General features: G+C 67.9%; 16 protein-coding genes. 10 read left to right on the top strand and 6 right to left on the bottom strand.

Features of this window, described 5'->3' with window-relative positions; all coding sequences use genetic code 11:
* Positions 1-14: 14 nt before the first annotated feature.
* The 3 genes from glgA to F6B43_RS04105 all read left to right on the top strand — a co-directional run bounded on the left by glgA (position 15) and on the right by F6B43_RS04105 (position 2408).
* Positions 15-1208, top strand: coding sequence for a glycogen synthase (gene glgA, locus F6B43_RS04115; RefSeq protein ID WP_150447603.1), 1194 nt, complete (start codon positions 15-17; stop codon positions 1206-1208).
* 9 nt (positions 1209-1217) lie between these two features.
* Positions 1218-2006, top strand: coding sequence for an ABC transporter ATP-binding protein (locus F6B43_RS04110; protein ID WP_150447602.1), 789 nt, complete (start codon positions 1218-1220; stop codon positions 2004-2006).
* Between the two features lie 141 nt (positions 2007-2147).
* On the top strand, positions 2148-2408 hold the full coding sequence (locus F6B43_RS04105) for a type B 50S ribosomal protein L31 (RefSeq protein ID WP_150447601.1): 261 nt from the start codon (positions 2148-2150) through the stop codon (positions 2406-2408).
* Positions 2409-2474: 66 nt separating this feature from the next.
* Here F6B43_RS04105 and F6B43_RS04100 read toward each other — a convergent pair whose 3' ends face one another.
* On the bottom strand, positions 2475-3215 hold the full coding sequence (locus F6B43_RS04100; protein ID WP_246159784.1) for an exonuclease domain-containing protein: 741 nt from the start codon (positions 3213-3215) through the stop codon (positions 2475-2477).
* Between the two features lie 93 nt (positions 3216-3308).
* Between F6B43_RS04100 and F6B43_RS04095 the strand changes: the two genes are divergently transcribed.
* Complete coding sequence (locus F6B43_RS04095) at positions 3309-8015, top strand: RHS repeat protein (protein WP_150447599.1); 4707 nt, start codon at positions 3309-3311, stop codon at positions 8013-8015.
* Here the strand turns inward: F6B43_RS04095 and F6B43_RS04090 are convergent.
* The gene (locus F6B43_RS04090; RefSeq protein WP_150447598.1) at positions 7964-8146 is read right to left on the bottom strand and encodes a hypothetical protein; all 183 of its coding nucleotides are present in this window, start codon (positions 8144-8146) and stop codon (positions 7964-7966) included. The two genes, F6B43_RS04095 and F6B43_RS04090, sit on opposite strands and share 52 nt — an antisense overlap.
* An 89-nt stretch (positions 8147-8235) precedes the next feature.
* Here F6B43_RS04090 and F6B43_RS04085 point away from each other — a divergent pair, with 89 nt between their 5' ends.
* A complete protein-coding gene (locus F6B43_RS04085; RefSeq protein ID WP_150447597.1) occupies positions 8236-9132 on the top strand; it encodes an alpha/beta fold hydrolase in 897 nt (298 codons plus the stop codon).
* Here the strand turns inward: F6B43_RS04085 and F6B43_RS04080 are convergent.
* Positions 9092-9646 carry a CGNR zinc finger domain-containing protein gene (locus F6B43_RS04080; protein ID WP_150447596.1) on the bottom strand — a complete coding sequence of 185 codons (555 nt, stop codon included), beginning with the start codon at positions 9644-9646 and terminating at the stop codon, positions 9092-9094. The two genes, F6B43_RS04085 and F6B43_RS04080, sit on opposite strands and share 41 nt — an antisense overlap.
* 70 nt (positions 9647-9716) lie before the next feature.
* Between F6B43_RS04080 and F6B43_RS04075 the strand changes: the two genes are divergently transcribed.
* Positions 9717-10715, top strand: a complete 999-nt coding sequence (locus F6B43_RS04075) for a DMT family transporter (RefSeq protein WP_150447595.1) — start codon at positions 9717-9719, stop codon at positions 10713-10715.
* On the opposite strand, the gene F6B43_RS04070 is transcribed toward F6B43_RS04075, so the two are convergent.
* Positions 10687-11160 (bottom strand): Lrp/AsnC family transcriptional regulator, encoded by a 474-nt coding sequence (locus F6B43_RS04070; RefSeq protein WP_150447594.1) that lies wholly within the window; start codon positions 11158-11160, stop codon positions 10687-10689. The two genes, F6B43_RS04075 and F6B43_RS04070, sit on opposite strands and share 29 nt — an antisense overlap.
* Before the next feature lie 165 nt (positions 11161-11325).
* Between F6B43_RS04070 and pdhA the strand changes: the two genes are divergently transcribed.
* The 4 genes from pdhA to F6B43_RS04050 all read left to right on the top strand — a co-directional run bounded on the left by pdhA (position 11326) and on the right by F6B43_RS04050 (position 16660).
* Positions 11326-12459: a pyruvate dehydrogenase (acetyl-transferring) E1 component subunit alpha gene (gene pdhA / locus F6B43_RS04065; RefSeq protein ID WP_150447593.1), complete on the top strand. Its 1134-nt coding sequence runs from the start codon at positions 11326-11328 to the stop codon at positions 12457-12459.
* The gene (locus F6B43_RS04060) at positions 12456-13466 is read left to right on the top strand and encodes an alpha-ketoacid dehydrogenase subunit beta (protein ID WP_150447592.1); all 1011 of its coding nucleotides are present in this window, start codon (positions 12456-12458) and stop codon (positions 13464-13466) included. Before pdhA ends, F6B43_RS04060 begins: the two co-directional genes overlap by 4 nt.
* Positions 13463-14842 (top strand): dihydrolipoamide acetyltransferase family protein, encoded by a 1380-nt coding sequence (locus F6B43_RS04055; RefSeq protein WP_150447591.1) that lies wholly within the window; start codon positions 13463-13465, stop codon positions 14840-14842. Before F6B43_RS04060 ends, F6B43_RS04055 begins: the two co-directional genes overlap by 4 nt.
* A gap of 285 nt (positions 14843-15127) precedes the next feature.
* Entirely contained in the window at positions 15128-16660 is a 1533-nt protein-coding gene (locus F6B43_RS04050; protein WP_150447590.1) for a DEAD/DEAH box helicase, read from the top strand.
* Between the two features lie 115 nt (positions 16661-16775).
* Here the strand turns inward: F6B43_RS04050 and dacB are convergent, their stop codons facing one another.
* Both dacB and F6B43_RS04040 read right to left on the bottom strand, forming a co-directional pair.
* A complete protein-coding gene (gene dacB, locus F6B43_RS04045; RefSeq protein ID WP_150447589.1) occupies positions 16776-18386 on the bottom strand; it encodes a D-alanyl-D-alanine carboxypeptidase/D-alanyl-D-alanine endopeptidase in 1611 nt (536 codons plus the stop codon).
* Positions 18387-18453: 67 nt separating this feature from the next.
* Complete coding sequence (locus F6B43_RS04040) at positions 18454-19050, bottom strand: SACE_7040 family transcriptional regulator (RefSeq protein ID WP_150447588.1); 597 nt, start codon at positions 19048-19050, stop codon at positions 18454-18456.
* Between the last annotated feature and the right edge of the window lie 50 nt (positions 19051-19100).

Genomic DNA, 19100 nt, shown 5'->3' with positions numbered 1-19100 from the left:
ACTAGCGTATTGACATGCGAGTCGACATCATCACGAAGGAGTATCCGCCGGAGATCTATGGCGGCGCGGGAGTGCATGTCACGGAACTCGTGAAGGCACTGCGCGAGCGGCTGGACGTGCAGGTGCGCGCGTTCGGGGGTGCCCGCGACGAGACGGGGACGACCTCTTACGCGGTTCCGGTCGAGCTTGCCGGCGCGAACGGAGCGGTGCAGACCCTCGGAACCGATCTCGAGATCGTCACGGATGTCGCCGGCGCGGACGTCGTGCACAGCCACACCTGGTACGCGAACTTCGCGGGGCATCTGTCGTCGTTGCTGCACGGCATCCCCCACATCGTCACGGCCCACAGCCTCGAACCGCTCCGCCCGTGGAAGGCGGAACAGCTCGGCGGCGGCTACGCGGTGTCGAGCTATATCGAGAAGACGGCATATGAGGGTGCGGCGGCGATCATCGCCGTGAGCGAGGGCATGCGGCAAGACATCCTGCGGAGCTACCCGTCGCTCGATCCCGCCGACGTGCGCGTGATCTACAACGGCATCGATGTGGAGGAATGGCACCCCGTCGAGGATGCTGCGGTGCTCGCCGAGTACGGGATCGACCCCGATCGTCCCTCCGTCGTCTTCGTCGGTCGCATCACCCGGCAGAAGGGCCTGCCCTACCTGCTGCGGGCCGTGGCGGAGCTCCCTGCAGATGTCCAGGTGATCCTCTGCGCCGGCGCCCCGGACACGCCCCAGATCCTGACCGAGGTCGAGGGTCTCGTACGCGATCTGCAGACCACCCGTGACGGTGTCGTCTGGATCGACAAGCTTCTGCCGCGGCACGAGCTGTGCGCCATCCTGTCGTCTGCGACCACGTTCGTGTGTCCGTCGGTGTATGAGCCGCTGGGGATCGTCAATCTCGAGGCGATGGCGTGCGGGGCAGCTGTCGTGGGCACAGCGACCGGCGGCATTCCCGAGGTCGTCGTGGACGGCGTCACGGGGCGACTGGTCCCGATCGAGCAGGTGCAGGACGGAACGGGCACCCCGGTCGACCCGGAGCGGTTCGTCGCAGATCTCGCCCGTGTCCTGACCGAGGTCGTGACCGACCGCGAGCGTGCCCGGACCTACGGCGAAGCGGGCCGCGCGCGCGCGGCCGCGGCTTTCAGCTGGGGTGCGATCGCCGAGGCCACGGCGGCGCTCTACGCCGAGGTCGCCGGTCGCGGCCGATAGGCTGGGCTCATGCCGCAGGTGCTCGAGTTCTCCGACGTCGTCGTCCGCCGAAGCACCCGGAACATCGTCGATCATCTCGACTGGACGGTGCAGGACGATCAGCGGTGGGTGATTCTCGGCCCCAACGGAGCGGGAAAGACGACCCTGCTCCAGCTGGCCGACACGCTCATGCACCCCACTTCGGGTCGGGTGACGATCCTCGGCGAGGTGCTCGGACGCAGCGACGTGTTCGAACTGCGTCCGAGGATCGGCTTCGCGTCATCGGCGATGGCAAGGCGGATTCCGGGTGACGAGACCGTGCTGAACGTCGTACTCACCGCCGCCTTCTCGGTGCTCGGACGCTGGAACGAGGACTACGAAGACATCGACGAGCGCCGGGCGCTCCGGGTGCTCGCCGAGTGGAAGCTGGATCACCTGGCCGACCGCACGTTCGGCACACTGTCGGACGGTGAACAGAAGCGCGTGCAGATCGCGCGCGCCGTCATGACGGATCCGGAGCTCCTGCTGCTCGACGAGCCGACGGCGAGCCTTGACCTCGGCGCGCGAGAGGAGCTTCTGGCGCTCTTGACGGGCTATGCGCAGGCGCCGTCCACGCCCGGGATGGTGATGGTGACGCACCACGTCGAAGAGATTCCGGTGGGCTTCACTCACGTGCTGCTTCTGCGAGACGGCGCTGCGGTCTCCGCTGGTCCGATTGCGGAGGCGCTCACCTCTGAGACTCTGTCCCGGGCCTTCGGGCTGTCGATCGAGCTCAGCGAGCATGACGGCCGGTACGCCGCCATCGCGCGCAGATCCTGACGCCTCCGCACCGCAGGGGCGGGCGGAGGGCGCATGATTCCGCATCGTGCGGCATCCCTGATAGAATCGTTCCTTGGTGCGCTCGCACCACAGACTTTCTGCCCTGGCACAATCCAGAGCTCCACTCCCTAGAGGATCACCATGAAGACTGACATCCACCCCAACTACCAGGACGTCGTGTTCCGCGACCTCGGTTCGGGCGAGACCTTCCTGACCCGTTCGACGGTCACCAGCAGCAAGACGATCGAGCTCGACGGTGTGGAGTACCCCGTCATCGATGTCGAGATCTCGTCGGCGTCGCACCCGTTCTACACGGGCAAGCAGCGCATCATGGACTCGGCCGGTCGCGTCGAGAAGTTCAACCAGCGCTTCAAGGGCTTCGGCGGTGGGTCGAGCAACTAGCTCACCTCGCTTCGCTCGATAGAAACGCCCCGCTTCGGCGGGGCGTTTCTTCGTGCATCGGGGGCGTTATCGCACCGGCCAACCGCCGTCGAGGCGCTCGTCGGGGTCGAGACGCCCGATCCGGATGAAGTACTCGGTCAGGCTGGCCGCCTGAGCCCGCGCCCACGCGATCTGCCGAGTGTGAAGCTCTTCAAGCCTCGGCGGGAGAAGCGGGGCGAATCGCTCCGCGAGCGCTTGCGCGAGACGCCCAGCCGCAACGGCGTCTGCGGAGGCGTGATGTGCATCGTCCAGCCCCACCGCGTAGTGCTCGGCCACGGCCGCGAGCGTGCGCTTGCCGCGACGGTACCGGTCATACGTCTTGTCGATGATGAGCGGATCGATCACGGGAGCCGGATCCCGCAAGGGGGAGACGCCGTGCCTGTGGGCCTCGTGCGCGAGCAGCGAGAAATCGTACGCCGCGTTGTAGGCGACGACGGGGATGCCGGCATCGAGCAGTGAGCGGAGCACGTCGACGATCTGCTCGACGACGTCGCCCGCAGGCGACCCGACCGCACGCGCGTCCGCCGTGGTGACGCCGTGGATCGCCGCCGCCGACTCGGGGATGTCGATGCCCGGATCGGCGATCCAATCGCGCGAGAGGATGACGGCACCGCTCGCGTCGAGGAGCCCGACGTGGGCCGTCACGATCCTGTCTGTCGTGACGTCGATACCGGTCGTCTCGAGGTCGAACACCCCGATGACTCGTGCCCACGCCGGCGTCGAGTCGTGGGCATCCGCCGCCAGGGGGGCGTGCAGGTTCGGGTCCATGTCGACTACGGTATGCATCCCCTCCGACACCGGTCACGAGTCCCGCTGATATATATTAGTGTTTCGCATATCAAATCGTTCTGGGAGGGTACTGTGTCGTCGTCTGTCTTCGGAATCGGCCGAGGTGTGTGGGGTGTGGGCGTCGGCGTCCTGGTGGTGGGGTGCGTGGTGCTGGGGTCGGGTGCGGTCTCAGCCACTGCAGCGACAGGTCAGCTCGCCGACTCGGCTTTGGCGACGCCGGTGGTGGGCAGTTTCGACCTCGGCTACGGGGTGGATGGTCAGATCGACGAGCGGGTGGGTTCGTTGTCGTTCGTTCTTCCGCGGGCGGGGTTGGAGTTGCGTTGGGATTCCAGGGCGCTCGGCCTGGACATGGTGGGTTTGGGTGCGGGATGGATCCTGTCGGGTGTGCCATATGTGGGTGTGGACGGTGGGGTGAAAGTGTTCCCCGTATCCGGGGGCGACTACGACGCGGACGCGAGCGCCCCGTCCGGAATGGCCGGGTACGTGCTCGGCGACGCCGTGTTCTCCCAGACCGGTGGGGTGGTCCCCGCCCGGACGGATGGGATGGTCGCCGAGCGGGAGTACGCGTTCGAACTGTCGCAGACCGGCGGGACGACGACGTATTTCAACGCGGACGGTGAGCCGTTGACGCAGATAAAGGACTCGGAGAACCGGACGGATTGGGTCCCGGCGTCCGATGGCTCGCACCGCCTCATGCGGGTCGTCGACCCCGTGGGTGTCGTGACCGGGGTCGACTGGTCGAACCCGTCCGCTGTCCACGTCACTCGGGCCACCGCAACGCCCCCTGGCGCTGCGTCGGTCGGGGGAGAGGTGGAGCTGGACGGAGGCCGGGTCGCCGGCGTGGTCGATGCCGTCGGGGGTCGGGTGTCGGTCGACTACGACTCGTCCGGGCTGATCGCGCGGATCACCGGGGTGTCGGGCGCGGTCACCGATGTGTCCTGGCAGCCCCTCGTCGACGGATCGGCCGGCGTGGACCGCGTCCGGGTCATCGATGGACTCACGGGGGCGGTGCTGTCTGTGCGGGAGTGGGATGCCGAGTCTGGGGTCGCATCGGGGTGGCCGATGTACGCGGGGGAGGGAGACGTGTTCTCGTCCGGTGACGGTGCCTTCCGGTACCGAACGGCACTCTCCGACGGTGCGACCCGGGTGATTTCGGAGTACAACTCCACCCACTTGCTCATCGGCCGCTCCGTCGAGGTGACCACCGAATCAGGGCCGGTCGTCATTCAGGAGCAGGCGTTCCGGTATCCCGGGACGGATGGCGGGACTGTCCCTGACCCGTGGGACCTGCCGGCGCAGTTCAACCGCCCCACCGCCGCCGAGGTGACTTACCGAGATGATGCGGGCCGTGAACGGACCACTTCCGACGCGTACGAGTTCGACCCCCACGGGCACATGGTCTCCCACACCTCGCCGGATGGGACTGTGACCGAGACCGTGTATGACGAGACCGTGCTCGCGGGTGGCGTCCTGCCCGTGGGCCTGCCCCTCTCGGAGACTGTGCGCACGACGGACGGGCTGGTCTCACAGACCCGCTACGAACTGAACCCGACCCGGACGGCGCCGGTCGTCGAGGAGTCCTTAGCCGGAAAGGCAGGAGAAGTCCTGACCCGAACCGGCAGGACGGAGCGGGCTGTGCGGACCGATGGGTTCGTCTCCGAGGAACGCGTGTTCGGACAGGGAGGCACCGGTACCCCCGTCGTCACCACGCATGCCAGGGACGTGGATCTGGCAGCGAGCACTCAGAAGATCACGGACACGGCCGCCGCGGGGACGGATCTCGCCGTCACCACCAGCCACGTCTCCGATCTCCTGACCGAGCAGACCATCTCCGAGACCGACGCACTGGGAAATACGACGACGAGTTCGTATGACCCATCGGGGCGTGTGACCGCGCGGACAGACACTGCGGGTAACCTCACCCGCACCCGTTACCTCACCGTTCAGGCGGATGGGGTGAACGCGACCGTGGTGACCGCGCCGGACGGGGTGGTCACCACGACCGAGACGGACGTGCTGGGTCGGGTCGTGAAGGTCACCGACAACCTGAAGGACGGTGCGCCTGTCGATGGGCATGTGCGGGTGGTGGAGTCGCGGATCTACCCGGACCCGGGGACCGTGGAGGTCACGGACGCGTGGGGTGCGGTGACGGTCACGAAGCAGGATGTGTTCGGCCGGGAGCGCGAAACCGTCGCGTCGAATGGGCTCGCCAAGATCACCCAGTACGACGACATCGCCCACACTGTGACGACAGGGTTGACCCCTACGGGGAACATCTCGGACGCGGAATACGTCAGGACGAGCGTTCTGGACGAGGTCGGGCAGGTCACCCGGTCCAGCGGCGTTCGAGCGGATCAGAAACCCGTCCCCACGACTGCTTCAGTGTTCAACGGATTCGGGCGTGAGACATCCACATCGGACGAGACCACGGTCGCTAGCACGAAGCTGGATGTGTTCGGCAACCCGACCAGCACCACTCTCGCGCGCCACGACTCCGACGGAGTGCCGATCGTCGCGGAGCGCCGGTTCGACCAGTTCGGGACGAGCGTGGAGAAGACCTTGAGCGCGGGCGCCGAGTCTCGCTCCGGGGGTACCCGCACTCTGGACATCCTTGGTCGGGTGCTGTCCGAGACCGACCAGGTCGGGTCGACCACGACCTACACCCACACCCCCGACGGGCATGTCGCGAAAGCACTGACCGGCTACGGCCGATCGACTGTCAACACGTACGACCCGCTGACCCGAAAACTGACCGAAACGGTCACGACCTCCCCGATCGGGGACGATGTCCGTTCCGGATACGAGTACGACCCCGTCACGGGAAACCTCCTTGCCGTTTTCGATCCGGCCGACCGGGCCGGTACGCAGGTCTCCTACACGTACGACGGGTTCAAGAACACCACGAGCACCACATACCCGGACGGGAAGCAGATCACCCACACCTACGACGACAACGGTCGCAAGACCTCCACGACCGACACCGCCGGGAACACCACCTCCTATGCCCATGATCCGGCGGGGCTGCTCACTGCCGCGGTGCAGGTCAGCCCCGACGGCACCGAAATCGGCCGGGTCGCATACACGTACGACGAGTACGGGCGTACGAGAGAGCTGTCCCGCGGCAACGGCGTCACCACGCGGTACACGTTCACCTCGCTCGACGAGATCGCGACCGAGACGACGACCGGGTCGGATGGGAGCATCCAAGACGCCCGCTCGTACACGTACGACGGTCGTGGAAACCTCACGAGACGCATCGATACCACCTCCGATCTCGCGGACGGGGGCGATCCGACGACCACCACCACGACGTATGAGTATGACGAGCAAGACCGTCTCACCCACTCCACCGTTCATCGAGGTGACACCGTGGATGGATCGATGGTCAAGGAGACGACCTACGTGATGACCGTGTCGGGTGACATCTCTCGCGAGACCGTCACCGCCCCGAACCCCGGCACCGGGGTCGATGCCACGACCGTGCGGGAGTTCACCTACACCCCGACCGGAGAGATCGCGGGCATCACGACGACCGCAGCGGACGGCACGCGCTCCCACGCCGCCCCGACCTACGACGCGGCCGGCAATCTCACCACTGCTGTCGACGGGACCGCCTACTCGTACAACGCCGTCAACCGGCCCGTGACCGAGACGAGCTCCTCCGGGGAGACCGTATCGACAGGGTATTGGGCGACCGGGCAGCGCGCACACCTCATTGCCGCCGGCCCTGGCGACGAATCCGCTCGGGCGAGCTTTTACTGGGACGACAGCACACTGATCAACGACACGCACAGCGAAGGTGAGAACTCGACCGGGACGGCGTCTTACCTGATCGGTACCGCCCGGCAGTCCCGAACCACGACGGGGCCGGAATCGAGAGCGGCGGTCGGAGCGGACACGGTCTACTACACGCAGGACCGGCACGGCAATACGACCGCTCTCACGGCAGCAGACGGCACCCCCACGACCCGGTACACCTACGCCGATTACGGAACAACGACCCGGACCGGCGGGGGCGCCGACACGGGTGCAGCGTGGATAGGAGAGCTGTCCTACCAGCCGTTCCAATACGCCGGCGAACACACCACCCCCGCAGGCGAGCAGTACCTGCAGGCGCGCATGTTCGACCCGGCCACCATGCGGTTCACCACGCAAGACACCGCGGAGCTGCACAACACGTACAACTACGCCGACCTCAACCCCGTCACGAAAACCGACCCCACCGGCCATATTGCCCTCGGCGATGCGATCGGCGTCGTCGTGTTGGGCGCGCTCGCGCTCGTGGGCGCAATCGTATCGGCGACGGCAACGGTAACCGGACTGCTGGCGGTCCTCACCATGGAAGGAGGACTAGCCGCGGTGGGCATGTCGCCCGTGGTCGCTGCAATTGTCGGCATTGGCGCGAACTTGTACAGCGCCGCACTGTCCGCGGGACTCATCGTCACGACGCTGGCACCCGATCTCGACGCAAATGCCACCGCGTTCTTCAACTCCTCGTTCGCCTGGATTTCGCAGGTAGTCGCCCTGGCGGTAGGAGCCGCTGCCTCCGCCTTGCTCAAGGTGATGACCGCGCAGCCGACGCTCATTATCCGCGAAGCCCGAGAGAGTGCATCGATCGTGAGAGCCGGGGCAGCCACCCAAACGGGCCGCGCAGGAACGACCGGTTCCATCAACGCCGGCTCCACTGCCACGACCGCCAGCGAGTCCACGCGCCTGGTCACCGCACCTCAGACAAGCACCTCGTGGACAGCGGCGACATTTCTGTCGAAATTCCAATGACGGGCCCCCGCGGATGCCGAGACGACGATCTTCGTGGTCCCGGCATCCGCGGTGATCGAGAAGTTCACCCAGCGCTTCACGGGCTTCGACGGTGGGTCGGGCAGCTCGCTCACCCCCGATTCGTCGCGCATGTCGCGCTCAGCGTACGCCCACGTCGGCGCTGTGTCGGTGACGGCTGCCGCCGGGCAGGTGTGCGGGTCATGTCGATTACGATCGATCCGTGCCCGTTCCCCATCCGACCGCTCCGCTCGGGTCGCTCCGCCCGACACGGCACGATGTGGAGCTCGTCGGAGGGGCCACTGCCTATTGGGAATACGGTCCGGCGGACGCGGAGAAGACGATCGTTGCGGTTCACGGCTTCCGCGGCGAGCACCACGGGCTCGAGGCGGTTGTTGCGCTGCTCCCGGAGATGCGGATCATCTCTCCCGATCTGCCGGGTTTCGGCGAGACCTTCCCGCTGCCGGGGCGGACCCATGACCTCGCGGCATACACCGACTGGTTGCGCGCGTTCGTCAGTGCGGTCGCGCCGGGTGCCGTCATCGTGGGGCACTCGTTCGGCTCGATCGTGGCGTCAGCTGCGGTCGCGGGCGGCCTCGCGACCCCCGGGCTGATCCTGGTCAATCCCATCGGCGCCCCCGCGCTCGAGGGTCCGCGCGGCATCATGACGCGCCTCGCGATCTTCTATTACTGGGCTGGGGCTCGCCTGCCGGAGCGACTGGGCACGGCGATCCTTCGCAACGGGCTGGTCGTACGGGTCATGAGCGTCACGATGGCCAAGACCACCGATAAAGAGCTGCGCCGCTTCGTGCACGACCAGCACGACACGTACTTCTCGCGCTTCGCGGATCGCGACGTGCTGCACGACGCGTTCGTGACGAGCGTCTCGCACGACGTCAGCGAGTTCGCGCCGGCCATCGAGGTGCCGACGCTCCTCGTCGCGGCGCAGAAGGACGACATCACCCCCATCGAGGCGGAGCGCCGCCTCGCGACCCTCTTCCCGCACGCCGAACTGGTCGAGATTCCTGATGTCGGCCACCTCATCCACTACGAGACGCCGGGGCCCGCGGCATCCGCGATCAGGCGGTTTCTTGCGCCTTCCGCTGGCGATACGCGATGACGTTCATCCGGTTTCCGCAGTTGCCGGTGTCGCAGTAGCGCTTCGACCCGTTCTTCGAATAGTCGATGTAGACGGAATCGCAGTCGTCCGCAGCGCAGATGCGCACGCGGTCGTACTCGTCAGACCGGATGACGTCGACGAAGGCCATCGCCGCTTCGACGAGGATTCGCGTCGCCAGCTCTGCATCGTCGGCCGTAGCGTGGATGTGCCAGTCGTATCCGTCGTGGATCACCAGGCGGGGGAGGGCATGCCCGTCCTGAAGCATCTGGTTGACCAGCGGGACAGCTCCCTCGCGATCGACGTCCCACAGTTCGCGCAGGCGCGCGCGGATTGTACGGACCGCCGCCACCTCAGCGTCATCGAGATGCCTGACGCCCGTGTACGGGTTGACGACGAGGTACGACTCGAGGTCGGCGCGAGTCTGCAGCGTGTCTGTTCCGTCGTAGCCGGGCAGGGTGTTGACGAGCGAGACCGCAGCGTCGAGCGCTTGCTTCGTGTCATGAATGAAGACCATGTTGACTCCTGACGCCCGGCTCCCTTAGAGTCACTAGCGTACCCCCGTTTACTCCTGACAGTGAGACACTATGGTCGCCTCCACCGCCTCGCTTCGGATCGTCGGTGCCCCCGCCGCACGCCGCATGAGCACGTCCGGTCTCGTGATGGCCGTCGCGTCCGCCCTGGCCTTCTCGTCGAGCGGCCCGCTCGTCAAGCCGCTCCTCGAGGCGGGCTGGTCGCTGGGCGCCGCACTGCTGGTCCGCATGGGCGTTGCTGCCCTCATCCTCTCGCCCGCCCTGATCCGCACCGTCCGCAGGCAGCCCGGGTTCGTCCGCAGACACGGATGGATCATCCTCGCGTTCGGACTCATGCCCGTGCTCGGCTGCCAGCTCTTCTTCTTCTCCGCCATGCAGCGGATGCCAGTGGCTGTCGCACTTCTGATCCAGTACCTCGCCCCCGTCATGCTGGTGGTCCTGGCGTGGGTGCGAACACGTCGACGGCCTTCCGCGCTTGTGCTCTGGGGGTCTGTCGTCGCGATCGTCGGTCTCGTTCTCGTCGTCGACATCTCGGGAGCCGCGTTCGACCTGCTCGGAACGATTCTCGCGCTCTGCGCGGCGGTCTGCGTGTGCGCCTACTTCCTCATCGCCGAGCACGTGAGCGATGACCTGCCTCCGCTCGCACTGGCCTCGGGCGGCCTGATCACGGGCGCGGTGATCATGGCCGTCCTCTGCGGGTCGGGCGTCATGCCGTTCATCGCGCCCCCGGTCTCGGTCGTGCTTGCCGGGGTGGAGGTGCCGTGGTTCGTGCCCCTCCTCTGGGTAGGTGCTGTGGGCACGACGCTCGGCTACGCACTGGGGGTGAAGGCGGTACCCCGGATCGGGTCTCGGGTCGCATCGTTCGTGGGCCTGTCGGAGGTGCTGTTCGCCCTCGGCTTCGCGTGGCTGCTCCTTGCCGAGGTGCCCGCACCCGTGCAGTTCGCGGGTGGAGCGTTGATCCTGGTCGGGGTCGTGCTCGTGCGCGCCGACGCGGGATCGTCGGTGAATCCGACGACGGAGGTCGCTACGCTTCCCGCCGTGCCAGCTCCATGAGTGGCGCGACGCGGTAGCCGATCACCTCGCCCATGACGAGCGAGGTCTCGGTGCGCTCGACGCCCTCGATGGCGAGGATGCGAGCATCCGTGTCGAAGAGATGCTGGGTGTCTCGGCACGCGACCTTCACCAGGAGGTCCACCTGCCCGCTGAGCCCATGCGCCTGGACCACCTCGGGCACTCGTTGCAGTTCGGCGGTGATGCGGGGGAGGTCGGCCTGTCGCACCATGACGCTGATGAAGGCCTTGATGGGGAACCCGAGCGCATTCGGCGACAGGGCGCGCTCGTACGAGAGGAACACGCCCGAACGTTCGAGCTTTGCCATTCTGGCCTGCACTGTATTGCGCGATAGCCCGAGGCGATCGGCAAGGGCGACGACGGTGGCACGCGGGTCGCCCGCAAGAGCGGCCAGAAGCTCAAGGTCGACGCGATCGAGGTTTCCCATAGTGCGAAACAATATCAGTCGCTCCGGCCTGTTGATTGGCAACATGCTCAAGCAATCGTCGGATGCTTGAGCTAGGTGTACCGCGGACGTAACGTCGACGGTGATCGGCGAAGACGCCGGTGCTCTAGCAGATCGGCCTCACGAGGGCGGATCTCACCGAGAGGTATGACGATGGCGCACACCCTGACCCCCACCGCAGACCCGGCCGTCGACGTCGAGGACGTCGCGCGGCTGCTGACCGAGGACGGCGAGCGCGTCGCCGATCGGGAGCTCGACCCCTGGGTGGCCGACGTAGATACGACAGCACTCCAATCCCTGTACCGCGACATGGTGCTCGTCCGTCGGGTCGACACCGAGGGCGTCGCCCTCCAGCGTCAGGGTCAGCTGGGCCTCTGGGCGCCGTGCCTCGGTCAGGAGGCGACGCAGATCGGCACCGCGCGGGCGCTCCGGTCGGACGACTTCGTCTTCCCCAGCTACCGTGAGACCGGGGTCATCCACGTGCGCGGCGCGAGCCCCGCCGATCTGGTGCTGACGTGGCGCGGCGAGGAGCACTCGACCTACGACCCGGCGGCGATCAATACGGCGCCGCTCCAGATCATCATCGGCGCACAGGCTCTGCACGCCGTCGGGTACGCGATGGGGATCCAGCGCGACGGCACCGACCAGGTGGCAGCCGCCTACTTCGGCGACGGTGCCACGAGTCAGGGCGACGTGAACGAAGCGATGGTGTTCGCCTCATCGTTCCGTGCCCCGGTGGTGTTCGTGTGCACGAACAACCAGTGGGCGATCTCCGAGCCGGTGACCGTACAGGCGAAGTACCCGATCGCCGGGAGGGCGCCCGGCTTCGGCATCCCCAGCATGCGCATCGACGGGAACGATGTGCTCGCCTCGATGGCGGCGATGCGCTGGGCGCTCGGTCATGCGCGTCGCGGTGAGGGGCCCGCGTTCATCGAGGCGGTGACCTACCGGATGGGGCCGCACACGACATCCGACGACCCGACCCGGTATCGCGACCCGGAGGAGCTCGAGCGGTGGCGTCGCCGCGACCCGCTTCTGCGCGTCGAGAGGCTGCTGCGGTCCCTGGACGCGTTCGACGACGAGTTCGCCGCCGACGTCGCCGCCGACGCCGACCGGTTGGGCTCGGAGGTGCGCGCCGCATGCCTCGGCGCGGTCTCGCGCGCGCCGATCGGCGTCTTCGATCACGTCTACGCCGAACCGCACGCGGGGCTCGACGAACAGCGCGAGCACTTCGCGGCGTACCTCGACGGGTTCGCCGGCGCGGAGGGAACGAGTCGATGACCACTCTCACGATGGCGAAGGCGCTCAACGAAGGTCTGCGGCGCGCACTGGCCGACGACCCGAAAGTGCTCCTCTTGGGGGAGGACATCGGGCGCCTGGGCGGGGTCTTCCGCATCACGGACGGCCTCCAGGCCGAATTCGGAGCGATGCGTGTGATCGATACTCCGCTCGCTGAGGCGGGGATCATGGGAACCGCGGTCGGGCTCGCCTTCCGCGGCTACCGGCCCGTCGTCGAGATCCAGTTCGATGGCTTCGTCTACCCGGCGTTCGACCAGATCGTCTGCCAGGTCGCGAAGCTGCACTATCGCTCGCACGGCAATGTGAACATGCCGATCACCGTCCGCATCCCGTGGGCGGGCGGCATCGGGGCGGCCGAGCATCACAGCGAATCGCCCGAGGCGTACTTCGTCCACACCTCCGGGCTCCGCGTCGTCGCCGTCTCGAACCCTCAAGACGCGCACGTCATGCTGCGCCAGGCGATCGCCTCGGATGACCCGGTCGTCTTCTTCGAGCCGAAGCGGCTGTACCACGCCAAGGGCGAGGTCGACATGGGTGTCGACATCGCCGATGCGCCGCCGATGGGGCTCGCCCGTGTCGCGAGAGAAGGCTCGGACGTGACGCTCATCACGTACGGCGCTCAGGTGACGACGGCGCTGGATGCGGCGATCGCCGCGGAAGACGACGGCGTCTCGATCGAGGTCATCGATCTGCGTTCGCTGTCACCCGTCGATTACCGCACGGTGACATCGTCCGTGCGCAAGACCGGCCGCGTCGTGGTCACCCACGAGGCGGCGAGGGAAGCGGGCGTCGGGGCTGAGATCGTCGCGAGCGTGACAGAGCGGTGCTTCGAATACCTCGAGTCCGCCCCCGTCCGGGTGACGGGACACGACATCCCCTACCCTCCCGCGAAGCTCGAGAAGCACCATCTCCCCGATCTCGACCGGATCCTGGATGCCGTCGACCGTGTGCTGGATCGGCCGAACAGCATGACGGGGGTATCGCTGTGACCGACTCCGCGATCGTGGACTTCCGTCTCCCCGACCTGGGTGAAGGCCTGCCCGAGGCTGAACTCGTTCAGTGGCTGGTCGCGGAGGGCGATACGGTGACCCTCAATCAGGTCATCGCCGAGGTGGAGACCGCCAAGGCGGTCGTGGAGCTTCCTTCTCCGCACGCCGGGGTGATCCGTGCGCTCCATGCCGCAGCGGGCGACATCGTTCCGGTCGGATCGGTCCTGGTCTCGTTCGACCTGGGCGGCGGGGTTGGAGAAGCCCCCCGCGTCGAAGGGGGAGCGGAGGTCGAAGAGACCACCGAGGTCGAAGAGAAGGCGCAGCCCAATCTCGTCGGGTACGGCGCCGCTCCCCGGAGCACCGTGCGCCCGCAGCGGCGTGCCCGCAGCGTGCGCGGTGGGGTGACAGCACCTGCCAGCGCAGACGCGGCCGTCCTGGTGGCTGCGCCGCACGACGCGATCATGCAGGTCGCGGACCGTGCCGACGAGCGCGTCCGCGAGCGTCCTCGGTCGACGCCTCCCGTGCGCAAGCTCGCGAAGGACCTCGGCATCGATCTGGCGCTGGTCGAGGCATCCGGAGCGGGCCCCGTGATCACCCGATCCGACGTCGAGGACTTCGCCCGCCGGAGGGAGGTGCCGGCCCCCGCTCCGACCGCGGCTGTCGCCGGAGCCGCGCCGCGCACGACCCGCACGCCCATTCGCGGGGTGCGCCGGATGACCGCCGATGCGATGGTGCGCAGCGCCTTCACCGCGCCGCATGTGACGACCTTCCTCACCGTGGACGTCACCGCCACGACCGAGCTGGTCGCGTCACTCCGGGACGATCGGATGCTGGAGGGCCACCGCATCGGGATCATGGCGGTCGCGGCCAAAGCCGTCTGCCTCGCGCTGCCCCGGCATCCGGCTCTCAACTCTCGGTGGGACGCCGAGGCCGGCGAGATCGTCGCGCACCACTACGTCAATCTGGGTATCGCGGCGGCGACCGGCCGCGGGCTCGTCGTCCCGAACATTCCGGACGCCGAGCAGATGAGTCTGGTCGAGCTCGCCGATGCGATCGGTGAGCTCGCCGCAACGGCTCGCGCAGGCAAGACTGCGCCCTCCGGCATGACCGGCGGGACGTTCTCGATCACGAACGTCGGCGTCTTCGGCATCGATGCGGGCACACCGATCCTGAACCCGGGCGAGGCGGGCATCCTCGCGCTGGGCGCCGTTCGACGGCAGCCGTGGGAGCACCGTGGAGAGGTCGCTCTCCGCGATGTCATGACGCTCGCCCTGTCGTTCGACCACCGGCTGGTGGACGGCGAGCAGGGTGCTCGGTTCCTCGTCGCCGTGGCCGATGTGCTCCGCGAACCCGGCAGGGCGATGCTGCTGCGCTGACTCGATGCGGGGTCGCGGTCAAGAGCGCGGAGCGCGCATGCGCTTCGCGCTCTTCCGCGTCCGCTAGACTGAAGTCACTTGCGAACCCGATCCGGGTTCCCTGCGTCGTCAGAACGACCCCTTCATGCTGCGGCAGGCCTCGAGCCCCGCAAACATGCTGAAGCTTCTCACGGCGAACGGATGCGTCGCCCGACGCCTTCGCCACTCCTCGGTGCACCACGATTGCTGCACCGGCTCCTCCCCGCCTGAGCGGCGGACGGAGCAGCCCGCCCGAAAGGCACACCCATGTCCACCGACACTCCCTCTTTCGCCTCGCTCGGCGTTCCGGCACCGCTCGTGCGCGTGCTCGCCGAACAGGGCAAGAACGAACCCTTCCCCATCCAGGTCGACACCCTTCCCGACACCCTCGGCGGCCGCGACGTGCTCGGCCGTGGAAAGACCGGCTCGGGCAAGACGCTCGCGTTCGCGCTCCCGATGGTCGCGCGCCTCGGCGGAAAGCTCGCCGGCGGCAACCGCCGCGCCGGCCGCCCGCTCGGAATGGTCCTGGCTCCGACCCGTGAGCTCGCCACGCAGATCGACGCGGTGCTCGCACCGCTCGCCGCCGCGTACGGCCTCAAGACCACCACGATCTACGGCGGCGTCAACCAGAAGCGCCAGGTCGACGCACTCAAGGCCGGCGTCGACATCATCGTCGCTTGCCCCGGCCGGCTCGAAGACCTCATGCAGCAGCGATTCGTCACGCTCGACGCGGTCGAGATCACGGTGCTCGACGAAGCCGACCACATGGCCGACCTCGGGTTCCTGCCGGTGGTCACGCGCATCCTCGACAAGACCCCGCAGGGTGGTCAGCGGCTGCTGTTCTCCGCGACGCTCGACAACGGCGTCGACAAGCTCGTGCGCCGCTTCCTGCAGAACGAGGTGCTCCACTCTGTCGATGAGGCCAACTCGCCCGTTGCCGCGATGACCCACCACGTCTTCGAGACGGTGGATGCCGACACCAAGCGCGATCTCGTGCACGCCCTCGCTCGCGGCAAGGGTCGCCGCATCCTCTTCATGCGCACCAAGCACCACGCCAAGAAGCTCGCCAAGCAGCTGACCGACCAGGGGATCCCCGCGGTCGACCTGCACGGCAACCTGTCTCAGCCGCAGCGTGACCGCAACCTCGCCGCGTTCGGCGACGGATCGGTGCGGGTCCTCGTGGCCACCGATGTCGCGGCCCGTGGCGTGCACGTCGACGACGTCGAGCTCGTGGTGCACGTCGACCCGCCCACGGAGCACAAGGCGTACCTGCACCGCTCGGGTCGCACCGCGCGCGCCGGCAGCGCCGGTGACGTCGTGACCGTCATGCTTCCCGCTCAGCGCAAAGACACCGAGGCCCTGCTGCGCAAGGCCGCCATCGCGGTCACGCCGGTCGCCGTGCGTCACGATTCGCCCCGGGTGACCGAGCTCGTCGGTCCCGCGGCGGAGTACGTGAAGCCGCAGCCCCGCCAGGAGCAGCACGGCTCGGGCGGTGGGCGCTCCGGCGCCGGTCGCTCCGGCGGTGGGCAGTCGGGCGCCGGTCGCTCGCAGGGCGCGAACGCCCAGCGCAAGCGCGCCGCGCGCGACGGCGCCGCCAGCAGCAGCGCGGGGGCATCCTCCCAGCGATCGGGCGGCTCCGGGCAGGGCCGGCCGGCTCAGGGCTCCGGGCAGGGCCGGCCCGCTCAGGGACGCCCGGCTCAGGGTACGGGCCAGGGTCGTTCCGGCGGGATGCGCGTCGGCGACACGGTCGGGCGAGGCTCCCGCTCCCCGCAGCGCACCAACCGTCGCGCACAAGGCTGAACCGCGCAGCCGCTGAAGTCATGCAGAGAGACCCGGGTTCTTCGGAACCCGGGTCTCTCTTTGTTCGGGAACGTGTGTTCACGAACGTGTGTGCTCAGGAATGTGCGCTGGTGGCCTAGTAGAGGCCGTACAGCAGAGAGGTGATCTTGCCGATGTCGGCGTTCGCCTGGATGACCTTGCCCTGCACGGCCGTCGGATCCTTCCCCAGCGGAACGTCGTTGACGTAGATGGCGAACCCGTACTTCTTGCCGCTCTTCGCGTCCAGGTAGCCCGCGAGCGCTTTCGTCTCGAGCACGAACCCTCCGGTCGCGTCGTCCGCGCCCACGAGGGTTCCGGTCTTCGCGTGCGCTTTCCCGATCGCCGGGTCACCGGCGGGAAGCACGGAGGCGAGGGAGCCGTCCACGCCGAGGATCGGAGTGGAGTCGTAGAAGGTGTCGAAGGTCGCGGTCGTGGTGAGGTACTTCAGGTAGTCGGTCAGCCCGGCCGGGGTGATCACGTTGTCCGGAAGCCCCTGGCCATCGGTCACCGTCACCTCGTCGGTGGTGAGACCGCCGTTCTCCAACACCGACATCTCGATCGCGAGACCGTCATCGAGAGTGCGCTTCCCCTCCTGCGCCGCAAGGAGGAGGGGGAGCTGATTCGCTCCGAGGTTGTGGCTCACCTTATTGATCAGGCGCGCCGTCTCGGCGAACGGCGGCGATGTGTAGACCGCGATCGGTGCCGACGCGTCGAGCTCTGCCGCCGCGGGCAGGGACGCGACGGGATTCGCCGTCAGCGGATCCGACGTGACCTCTACGCCGGCCCTCACCAGTGCCTCCATGAACAGGGTCCGCGCCCACGTGGCGGGGTCGGGCACCTGGTAGGTGTGCACGACGGGCGCGGCACCGGCGGGGACGCTGCCGGCGAGCGCGAGCGCGCCGCCGTCCCCCGGAGTGACGTCGAGATCGATGGGACTCCCGGTCGCCCCGGTGGTCACGGCGAAGGCCGGCTGGTATGCGGCCGTCTGGGGCCGCCAGGTGACGGTGGCGGGATCGCCGGCGGCAGCGCCGGGTGTCACGACGAAGTCGATGAGGTTGTCGTTGACCACGATCGGGGTGATCGGGATCTTGTCCAGGACGACCGGGTCCCACAGCCGGTCGTCGACGAGCACATCGCCGGCCACGCGGTTCACTCCCGCGGCCTTCACCTGAGCGGCCAGCGAATCCAGTCCCGACAGCGGATCCTCCGCGGGGAGGGTCGCCAGTCCGGGCAGCACGTTGGCGTCGTAGTGATCGAACGTCTGCACATCGATCGTGCCGTCGGCCTTGACCCCTGCGCCGAGCGTCAGGTCACCCATTCCGCGCAGCACGAGGTCTCCGGTCAGCGTGCCTCCGGAGATCGGCCCCGTCGCGATGACGGGCGTGTCGATGCGGTGGTCGGCTCCCAGCTTGTCGAGCGCCGCGGTCACGGAGAGGATCTTCGCCGTCGAGCCCATTCGGAACTTCTCGTCCGGGTTCATCGCCAGGACGGTCTTCCCCGTCTCGAGGTCGATGAGGCTGAGTCCCCAGCGTCCGCCCTCGTAGTTCGGGTCGTCCATGATCGCGAGGATCTCGGGGGGCAGCGCCGATGCGTCGCTGGCCGTGGGAACGGGGGTCGGCGGCTCGGCGGTGCAGCCGGTGATGACCAAGGCGATCGCGGCCAGTGCGGCGAATCCCGCCAGCGGCGCGCTTCGAAGTGAGAACGTCATGCTCTCACTCTGGCGCACCGCCCGAGTCCGGGGAGCCGACTCAGGTCCTGTCTTCGCGAGAATCCGGTCAGACCGTGAGAGCGGTCCTGGCCATCGATTCGAGGATGCTGCGCACGGCGCTGTCGGAGGGCACGCCGCGCTGCCCGCGGACGCTGTGGGGCGTGGAGTTGATGAGTCCGAAGCAGGCGTGCGCCCGCACGCGCAGATCGCTCTCGGAGCGGCCGGGGTGAAGGCGCGCGAGGACGGCCATCCAGATCCCGACGTACTCGCGCTGCAGGCGGCGCACGCGGTGGCGATCGTCGTCGCTCAGGCTCTCGAGCTCCCTGTCCTGCACGCGAATGACATCCGCGTCGGCGAGGGCGAAGTCGACATGGAACCTCACCAGCGCCTCGAGCTGAGCATCCGCATCGTCGAGCGCGGCGACCACGCTCCGCCCTCCGGTGAGCAGCCTCTCGCTGACCCGCACGAGGATCGCGCCGAGGAGTGCCTGCTTGTTGGCGAAGTGGCGGTAGACGGCAGGACCGCTGACGCCGACGGCGGCGCCGAGATCCTCCAGGCTCACCCCCGCGAAACCGCGATCGGCGAACAGCCTTGCCGCTTCGCGCAGAAGCGCCGACTGCCGGTCGGCCTTCGCGCGATCGCGTTCGGTCAGCCCACTTGCCATTTCAGTTAACCCCCGCTAACCTAGATTTACAGTTAGTGAACACTAACCAA

This window comes from Microbacterium rhizomatis (genome assembly GCF_008710745.1).
Lineage (GTDB): Bacteria > Actinomycetota > Actinomycetes > Actinomycetales > Microbacteriaceae > Microbacterium > Microbacterium rhizomatis.
Note: the sequence above shows the minus strand (reverse complement) of the source record. Positions and strands in the feature narration are given on the sequence as shown.

Bases quoted from the DNA above. Each gene is read 5' to 3' on its own strand.
- glgA (WP_150447603.1), top strand. From the start codon at position 15: ATGCGAGTCGACATCATCACGAAGGAGTATCCGCCGGAGATCTATGGC.
- F6B43_RS04110 (WP_150447602.1), top strand. From the start codon at position 1,218: ATGCCGCAGGTGCTCGAGTTCTCCGACGTCGTCGTCCGCCGAAGCACC.
- F6B43_RS04105 (WP_150447601.1), top strand. From the start codon at position 2,148: ATGAAGACTGACATCCACCCCAACTACCAGGACGTCGTGTTCCGCGAC.
- F6B43_RS04100 (WP_246159784.1), bottom strand. From the start codon at position 3,215: ATGGACCCGAACCTGCACGCCCCCCTGGCGGCGGATGCCCACGACTCG.
- F6B43_RS04090 (WP_150447598.1), bottom strand. From the start codon at position 8,146: ATGCGCGACGAATCGGGGGTGAGCGAGCTGCCCGACCCACCGTCGAAG.
- F6B43_RS04080 (WP_150447596.1), bottom strand. From the start codon at position 9,646: ATGGTCTTCATTCATGACACGAAGCAAGCGCTCGACGCTGCGGTCTCG.
- F6B43_RS04075 (WP_150447595.1), top strand. From the start codon at position 9,717: ATGGTCGCCTCCACCGCCTCGCTTCGGATCGTCGGTGCCCCCGCCGCA.
- F6B43_RS04070 (WP_150447594.1), bottom strand. From the start codon at position 11,160: ATGGGAAACCTCGATCGCGTCGACCTTGAGCTTCTGGCCGCTCTTGCG.
- pdhA (WP_150447593.1), top strand. From the start codon at position 11,326: ATGACGATGGCGCACACCCTGACCCCCACCGCAGACCCGGCCGTCGAC.
- F6B43_RS04060 (WP_150447592.1), top strand. From the start codon at position 12,456: ATGACCACTCTCACGATGGCGAAGGCGCTCAACGAAGGTCTGCGGCGC.
- F6B43_RS04050 (WP_150447590.1), top strand. From the start codon at position 15,128: ATGTCCACCGACACTCCCTCTTTCGCCTCGCTCGGCGTTCCGGCACCG.
- dacB (WP_150447589.1), bottom strand. From the start codon at position 18,386: ATGACGTTCTCACTTCGAAGCGCGCCGCTGGCGGGATTCGCCGCACTG.
- F6B43_RS04040 (WP_150447588.1), bottom strand. From the start codon at position 19,050: ATGGCAAGTGGGCTGACCGAACGCGATCGCGCGAAGGCCGACCGGCAG.